Origin of the sequence: Streptomyces sp. MnatMP-M17, from assembly GCF_900091995.1 — a bacterium.
GTDB lineage: Bacteria > Actinomycetota > Actinomycetes > Streptomycetales > Streptomycetaceae > Streptomyces.
In genome coordinates this window covers 1-5,636 of the sequence record NZ_FMDK01001108.1, presented here as the reverse complement: position 1 = coordinate 5,636, position 5,636 = coordinate 1, and the positions used below count along the sequence as shown (strand labels likewise).

The following is a 5,636-nucleotide window of genomic DNA, read 5'->3' as shown; positions in this document are numbered from 1 at the left end:
CGGCCGCGGGAGCGGTGGTGGCGGTGACCGGAGAGGCGGCCTTGGCGTCGGGCGGAGTGTCCTCCGCACCGCCGCCGCACGCGGTGAGGACGCCGCTCAGCAGCAGCGATCCCGCTGACAGCATGGACAGGACGGCTATCCGGAAAGGTCTGGGCATCGGGCAATTCAAGCCCGTCCGAGAGTGGAGGACAACCGAGGTCCGGGCCGGTGCGCAGCGCCTATCGGCATACCGTGCCCGCGGCGGGCACGGTGCCGTTCAGCAGATAGTTGTTCACGGCGCCCTGCACGCAAGGGTTTCCGCTGTCGTACGAGCCATGGCCCTGGCCGTGGTACGTGATCTCGACGCCGACGCCCTTGCCCAGCGCGTCGGACATCGCCTTGGCGCCCGCGTACGGCGTCGCCGGATCACCGGTGTTGCCGATGATCAGGATCGGCGCCGAGCCGGGCGCGCTGACGTCCGGGTGGACCCACTGACCGGGCACCGGCCACTTGGAACAGCTCATCAGGCCCCAGCCCAGGAAGTCCCCGAAGACGGGCGACGCCTTGCGGAACTCCGGGAGCTTCGCCTTGGTCTGCTCCAGTGTGTAACGCTCCTTGGAGTCCACACAGTTGACGGCTGTGTTGGCCGCCTGGAGATTGCTGTACCTGCCGTACTCGTCGCGTCCGTTCATCGCATCGGACAGTGCGAGCAGCAGCGCGCCGTTGCCGCCGTCGGCCTCGTCCAGTCCTTGTTCCAGATACGGCCAGAACTGCTTCGAATAGAGCGCCTGGGCAATGCCGTTGGTGGCCTGCGTCTGTGTCAGCTTGCGGTTGCCGATGCCCGTGACCGGCTTCTTGTCGAGCCGGGCGAGCAGTCCGGTGATGAAGCCCTCGATCTGCTTCGGTGTGGTGCCGGGCAGCCGGCAGGCGGCGCCGCGCGCCACACAGTCCTTCTCGAAGTTGTCGAGGGCGAGCTGAAAGCCCTTCGTCTGGCCGAGCGAGCCCTGTTCGGTGTTCTGCGACGGGTCGACAACGGCGTCGAAGACCGCGCGGCCGACGGACTTCGGATACAGGTGGGCGTAGACGCCGCCGAGTTCGGTGCCGTACGAGATGCCGAAGTAGTACAGCTTCTTGTCGCCGAGTACCTTGCGCATCAGCTCCATGTCACGGGCGGCGTTGGTCGTACCGACATACGGGAGCGAGCTGCCGGAGCGTTTCTCGCAGGCCGCCGCGTAGGAGGCGAGCCCTTGGGTGAAGGTCTTCACCTCGGCGGCGTCGTCCGGTGTCGCGTCCTTGGCGTAGTACGCGTCGAGCTGCTTGTCGTCCTTGCACTCCACCGGGTCGCTGCGGCCGACACCGCGCGGATCGAAGCTGACGAGGTCGTAACGGGCCCGGAGCTTCTCGTAGTCCGAGGCGAAGGACGGCAGTCCGGTGATGCCGGAGCCGCCGGGACCGCCGAAGTTGAAGATGAGCGAGCCGATCCGCCGGGCCTTGTCGCGTGCCGGAGCACGGATGAGGGCCAGTTCGATGGTCTTACCGCCCGCTTTGGCGTAGTCGAGCGGGACCTTCATCGAGGCGCACCGCCACTGGGCGCCACCGGGCAGCGGGGACGGTGCCGTACCGCCGCCCTCGGCGGTCGAAGGAGTCGGGCATGCCGTCCAGTGCAGCCGCTGGGAGGCCAGGTTCTTGGGCACGGCCGTGCTGTTCGCGTTGCCGCCGTTGAAGCTGGTGCCGTCGGCAGGGCTCCCGATGCCGGAGCAACCGGTGGCGGTCAGCAGGGCGGCGGCGGTGACAGCGGCGAGTGCCCTGCCGCGCCGGGTGGTGGAGGTCGGCATGTGCCCATCGTGCGCTCCGGTGCAGCGGGCCGCGCGGGGCAGCGGCCATGCGAGTGGCGTCGGTGGCGGGACCGGGCTGTGGACAGGACCCGCGCGGGCAGGGCCTCGCAACGACGCCCTGCCCGCAACGACGCCCTAGAGCTCTCCTCGGCGGGTGAGATGGCTGAAGCACACCCAGCCCGGCAGCACCGGCAGCCACAGCGTCAGCAGCCGGTACAGCAGCACGGCCGGCGCGGCGATCTCCTTCGGCAGTCCGACCGCGATCAGTCCCAGCGTCAGCGCGCCCTCGATCGCGCCCACACCGCCCGGTGTCGGCGCCGCCGAGCCGAGCGCGCTGCCCGCCAGGAAGACCACCGCGATGCTCGCGTAGCTGAGCTGCTGGTTGCCGTTGTCGAACGCCCGGATCGAGGCGTCCAGACACATCACGAACACACAGGTCAGCAGCAGCATCCCGCCGATACCGGTGAGCAGCTTCATCGGCCGCTGGAGCACATCCAGCATGCGCGGCACCACACCGGCGAACAGCGAGCGCAGCCGCGTCACCACGAACTTCCGCAGGAACGGGATCGCGGTCACGACCAGCACCAGCACCGCCACCGTCAGCAGACCCGCGATGACCGTCCTGGACGGAGTGAGCGACGCCGACTTCTCCGTACCGGTCAGATAGCCGAAGGACAGCAGCAGCAGGATGTGCGAGCCGAGCCCGAAGAGCTGCGACGCGCCCACGCTCGCCACCGCGAGCCCCGGCCGTACGCCCGCGCGCTGGAGGAAGCGGGTGTTCAGCGCCACACCGCCGACCGCCGCCGGAGCGACGATCTTGACGAACGAACCGGCGACCTGCGCGGCGACCGTCTTACGGAACGGCACCCGTTCCGGTACGAAGCCCAGCAGGCTCATCGACGCCGCGACATAGCTGAGGAGCGAGAACGCCGCCGCGGCGGCCACCCAGCCCCAGTGCGCCTGGCTGACGACCGTGTTGAAGTCGAGCTGTGTCAACTGCGTGAGCAGGAAGTACGCGGCGATGGCGCCGGCGATGAAGCTGATGAGTGTACGGGGCTTGATCCGCTCAAGCCGGACCGGTTCGACCGGTGCCTGCGGTCTGATCAGCAGCACCTGCCGCCGCATCTGGGAGAGCAGATCCTCCTCGCGCGCCTCGTCGAGCGCGTCGTCTATCGCCCGCTTCTCGGCCTGCTTCTCCGCGCGCAGGGACCTCCGTACGGCCTTGCGGTCACCGTCCTCGGCGGCGATGTCCGCGGCTCGCGCGCGCTTGTTCGTCTCGGACGCCGCGAGCACGGCGTCGCGCTCGCGCTGCGACCGCTCACGGGCGAGCCGGCGCAGTGTCGCGCGCGTGGAGCGGCTCAGTGCGATCGGCTGGAGCAGCGGCAGACAGTCGGCGACGGCATCCGGGCCGATCACCTCCACGGCGGCGGCGACGGAGCGCTCCGCGCCCACCCGCAGGCCCATCGTCGTGAGGAGCTGCGCGGTGTCCATCCGCAGCACCAGATCGCCCGCCGCGATCTCACCGCCGCGCAGCTCCGCGAGGATCACCTTGCCCGAGCGGTCCACCACGAGCGCGTCACCGGTGAGCCTGCGGTGCGCGATACGGCGCGACTGGAGCGCCTTCACCTGGTGCCAGGCGTTCCGTACCAGCTCGTCGGTGATCGCCGAGTCCGGCAGCGAGTCCAGGGACCGCGCGCCCAGGTGCTCGTACACGAGCATGACGGCGTCGGGACCGAGCTCGGAGGTGGCGATCAGCTTCGGGGCGTTGGCGCCGGCGGCGATGGCCGCGTACGCGAGGAGCGCTTCCTGTTCGAGCGCCTGGCGCAGGGAAGGGATCGAGCTGCGGGTGGTGAAGGAGCGCAGGGTGAGCTGTCGCCAGACCCGGTAGAAGAAGCCCTGCGCCTGCTGTTCGCGGTCGACGACGGTGACATCGAGCGGCGGCCCGTCCTCCAGCGAGACCAGATACCGGCGGCCCCGGTCGCCCTGCTCTGCGGAGTCCGACGCCTCCTCGGCGCGCATCGCGCTGACCGGGCGGAAACCGACATGGCGTAGACCCGCCATCAAGTTCTGGCCGGTGGGCCGTACGTTGGGCGAGCCGACCGCGTAGAGCGTGCCGTACGCGATGCTCCAGCCGATCAGTACGGTCAGGGCGATCGAGAACGGAGTGGTGTAGCCGGCGACCAGCATCGCGAAGGCGTCGAGCAGCAGCACCACCCAGAGCACGACTCGCCAGCGTGGCCTGCGGGCCATGCCCACGGCCGTCATATAGGCGATGACGGGCGCGAGATAGCCATGGACGGGATCGGTGAGACCGGCGCCGAGCTGGGGCCGGGTCAGCGCGTCCTGGATGGACTCCGGCGCGGACCTGGCGACCCAGAGATCGGTGGCGAGTGTCACGCCGTGGGCCAGTACGGCGGCGAGGACGCCGTCCGCGATCCGCAGCCCGTCACGCTTGATCAGCCGCTCGATGGCGAACGCGACCGGGACGAGCAGCACGGCGATGCTGGAGACCAGTCCGGCGACCTTGACCATCAGGTCGGGCGCCTGGCCCGTGCCCTTGGAGATGTCCTGTTCCAGGCCGGTGGTGGTGCCGTGGGCGAAGGCGGAGAGTCCGAGGAGGAGGGCGATGCCCAGGACGCCGATCAGCAGCCGCAGCAGATCGGAGGGCCGGTGGACACGGGCCGCGAGGAGCAGTTCGTCGCCGGAGACGCGGTCGACGCGGGTGGCGCCGGTGTCGCAGTCGTCGGGCGGGAGGTCGTCGGGTGAGAGGGCCTCGGCCGCGATGTCTTTTCGCGGGAGGTCCTTGGACGGGACGGGCTCGGCCGCGAGGTCCTTGGACGGGAGGTCGTCGGGGCCGGTGGGCCGGTGTCCGCCGGCCTGAGGTCCTGCGGCCTGGGGCTCGGTGGTCACGCCGGCGCGGGCCCTCGGGGCTGCTTCCGGGCGCGGCTCAGCGGTGGAGGTGTCAGCCGTCGCAGTTGGCTGCACGGCCCGCTCCTCCACCGAATCCGTCTCTTCTTGATCTCGTATCACCAGTCACCGCCGGGACGATGGTGGCACGAGCCGACGACAGACGGGGGCATCAGGGTGCATTGCGGGGGCTCGGGGCGGGCGGAATGATCCTCTTTGTGGCCGTACGTACGCAGGGTGACCGGCCGGACGCGCTCCGGAACGGCCCGGTGGCGGGGCCGGCGGAGGTGTCGGTGGCGTGCGGCAGGATGGGCCGGATGAGGAACGACGAGGGTACGAGCGAGGGGAAGGACGCGGGAGCGGGCACGGGCCGGAGCGATGGGCCGGGAGAGCTGCCCGAGTACGCGGAGCGGGTGCTGGACGTCGCCGAGCTGATCCCGTCCGGCCGTGTGATGACCTACGGCGATGTCGCGGAGTGGCTCGGCGAGGGCGGCCCGCGACAGGTGGGCCGCGCCATGGCCCTCTACGGAGGTGCCGTGCCCTGGTGGCGGGTGGTCCGCTCGGACGGTGTGCTGCTTCCGGGACATGAGCTGACGGCCCTGGGCCACTACCGCGAGGAGGGCACACCGCTGCGCGAGGCCGCGCGGAGCGCCGAAGGGCATCTGCCGCGGCTGGACATGAAGCGGGCGCGCTGGGACGGCGAGGGCGCGGACGCCGGCGAGGTGGCTCACATATGACAGCTTCCGCCATTCGGCCCTGCGGCGGGATGCGCCACGGGCGTGCTGAGGACCACACGAACCGGACGAAGGCGTACACGACGGCGCGTGAACCGGCGCACGGCGGACTCTCCCGCGCGATGGAGCGGGCCGCGGCGCGGGCGGGAGCGCGGGCGCCGTCGCGGGTGGCGGACCGGCT

Annotated in this window: 4 protein-coding genes; 2 read left to right on the top strand and 2 right to left on the bottom strand. The window is 70.7% G+C overall.

From position 1 onward, the window contains the following. Nucleotides 1-218: 218 nt before the first annotated feature. On the bottom strand, nucleotides 219-1,814 hold the full coding sequence (locus GA0115259_RS36575) for an alpha/beta hydrolase (protein WP_093604788.1): 1,596 nt from the start codon (nucleotides 1,812-1,814) through the stop codon (nucleotides 219-221). 135 nt (nucleotides 1,815-1,949) lie between these two features. Further along, complete coding sequence (locus tag GA0115259_RS36570) at nucleotides 1,950-4,799, bottom strand: lysylphosphatidylglycerol synthase domain-containing protein (RefSeq protein WP_093604786.1); 2,850 nt, start codon at nucleotides 4,797-4,799, stop codon at nucleotides 1,950-1,952. Between the two features lie 239 nt (nucleotides 4,800-5,038). Between GA0115259_RS36570 and GA0115259_RS36565 the strand changes: the two genes are divergently transcribed. Beyond that, nucleotides 5,039-5,458, top strand: coding sequence for an MGMT family protein (locus GA0115259_RS36565; protein WP_370749322.1), 420 nt, complete (start codon nucleotides 5,039-5,041; stop codon nucleotides 5,456-5,458). Beyond that, on the top strand, nucleotides 5,455-5,636 hold a 182-nt coding region (locus tag GA0115259_RS41355; RefSeq protein ID WP_218104256.1), incomplete at its 3' end, for a hypothetical protein. The genes GA0115259_RS36565 and GA0115259_RS41355, both read left to right, overlap by 4 nt.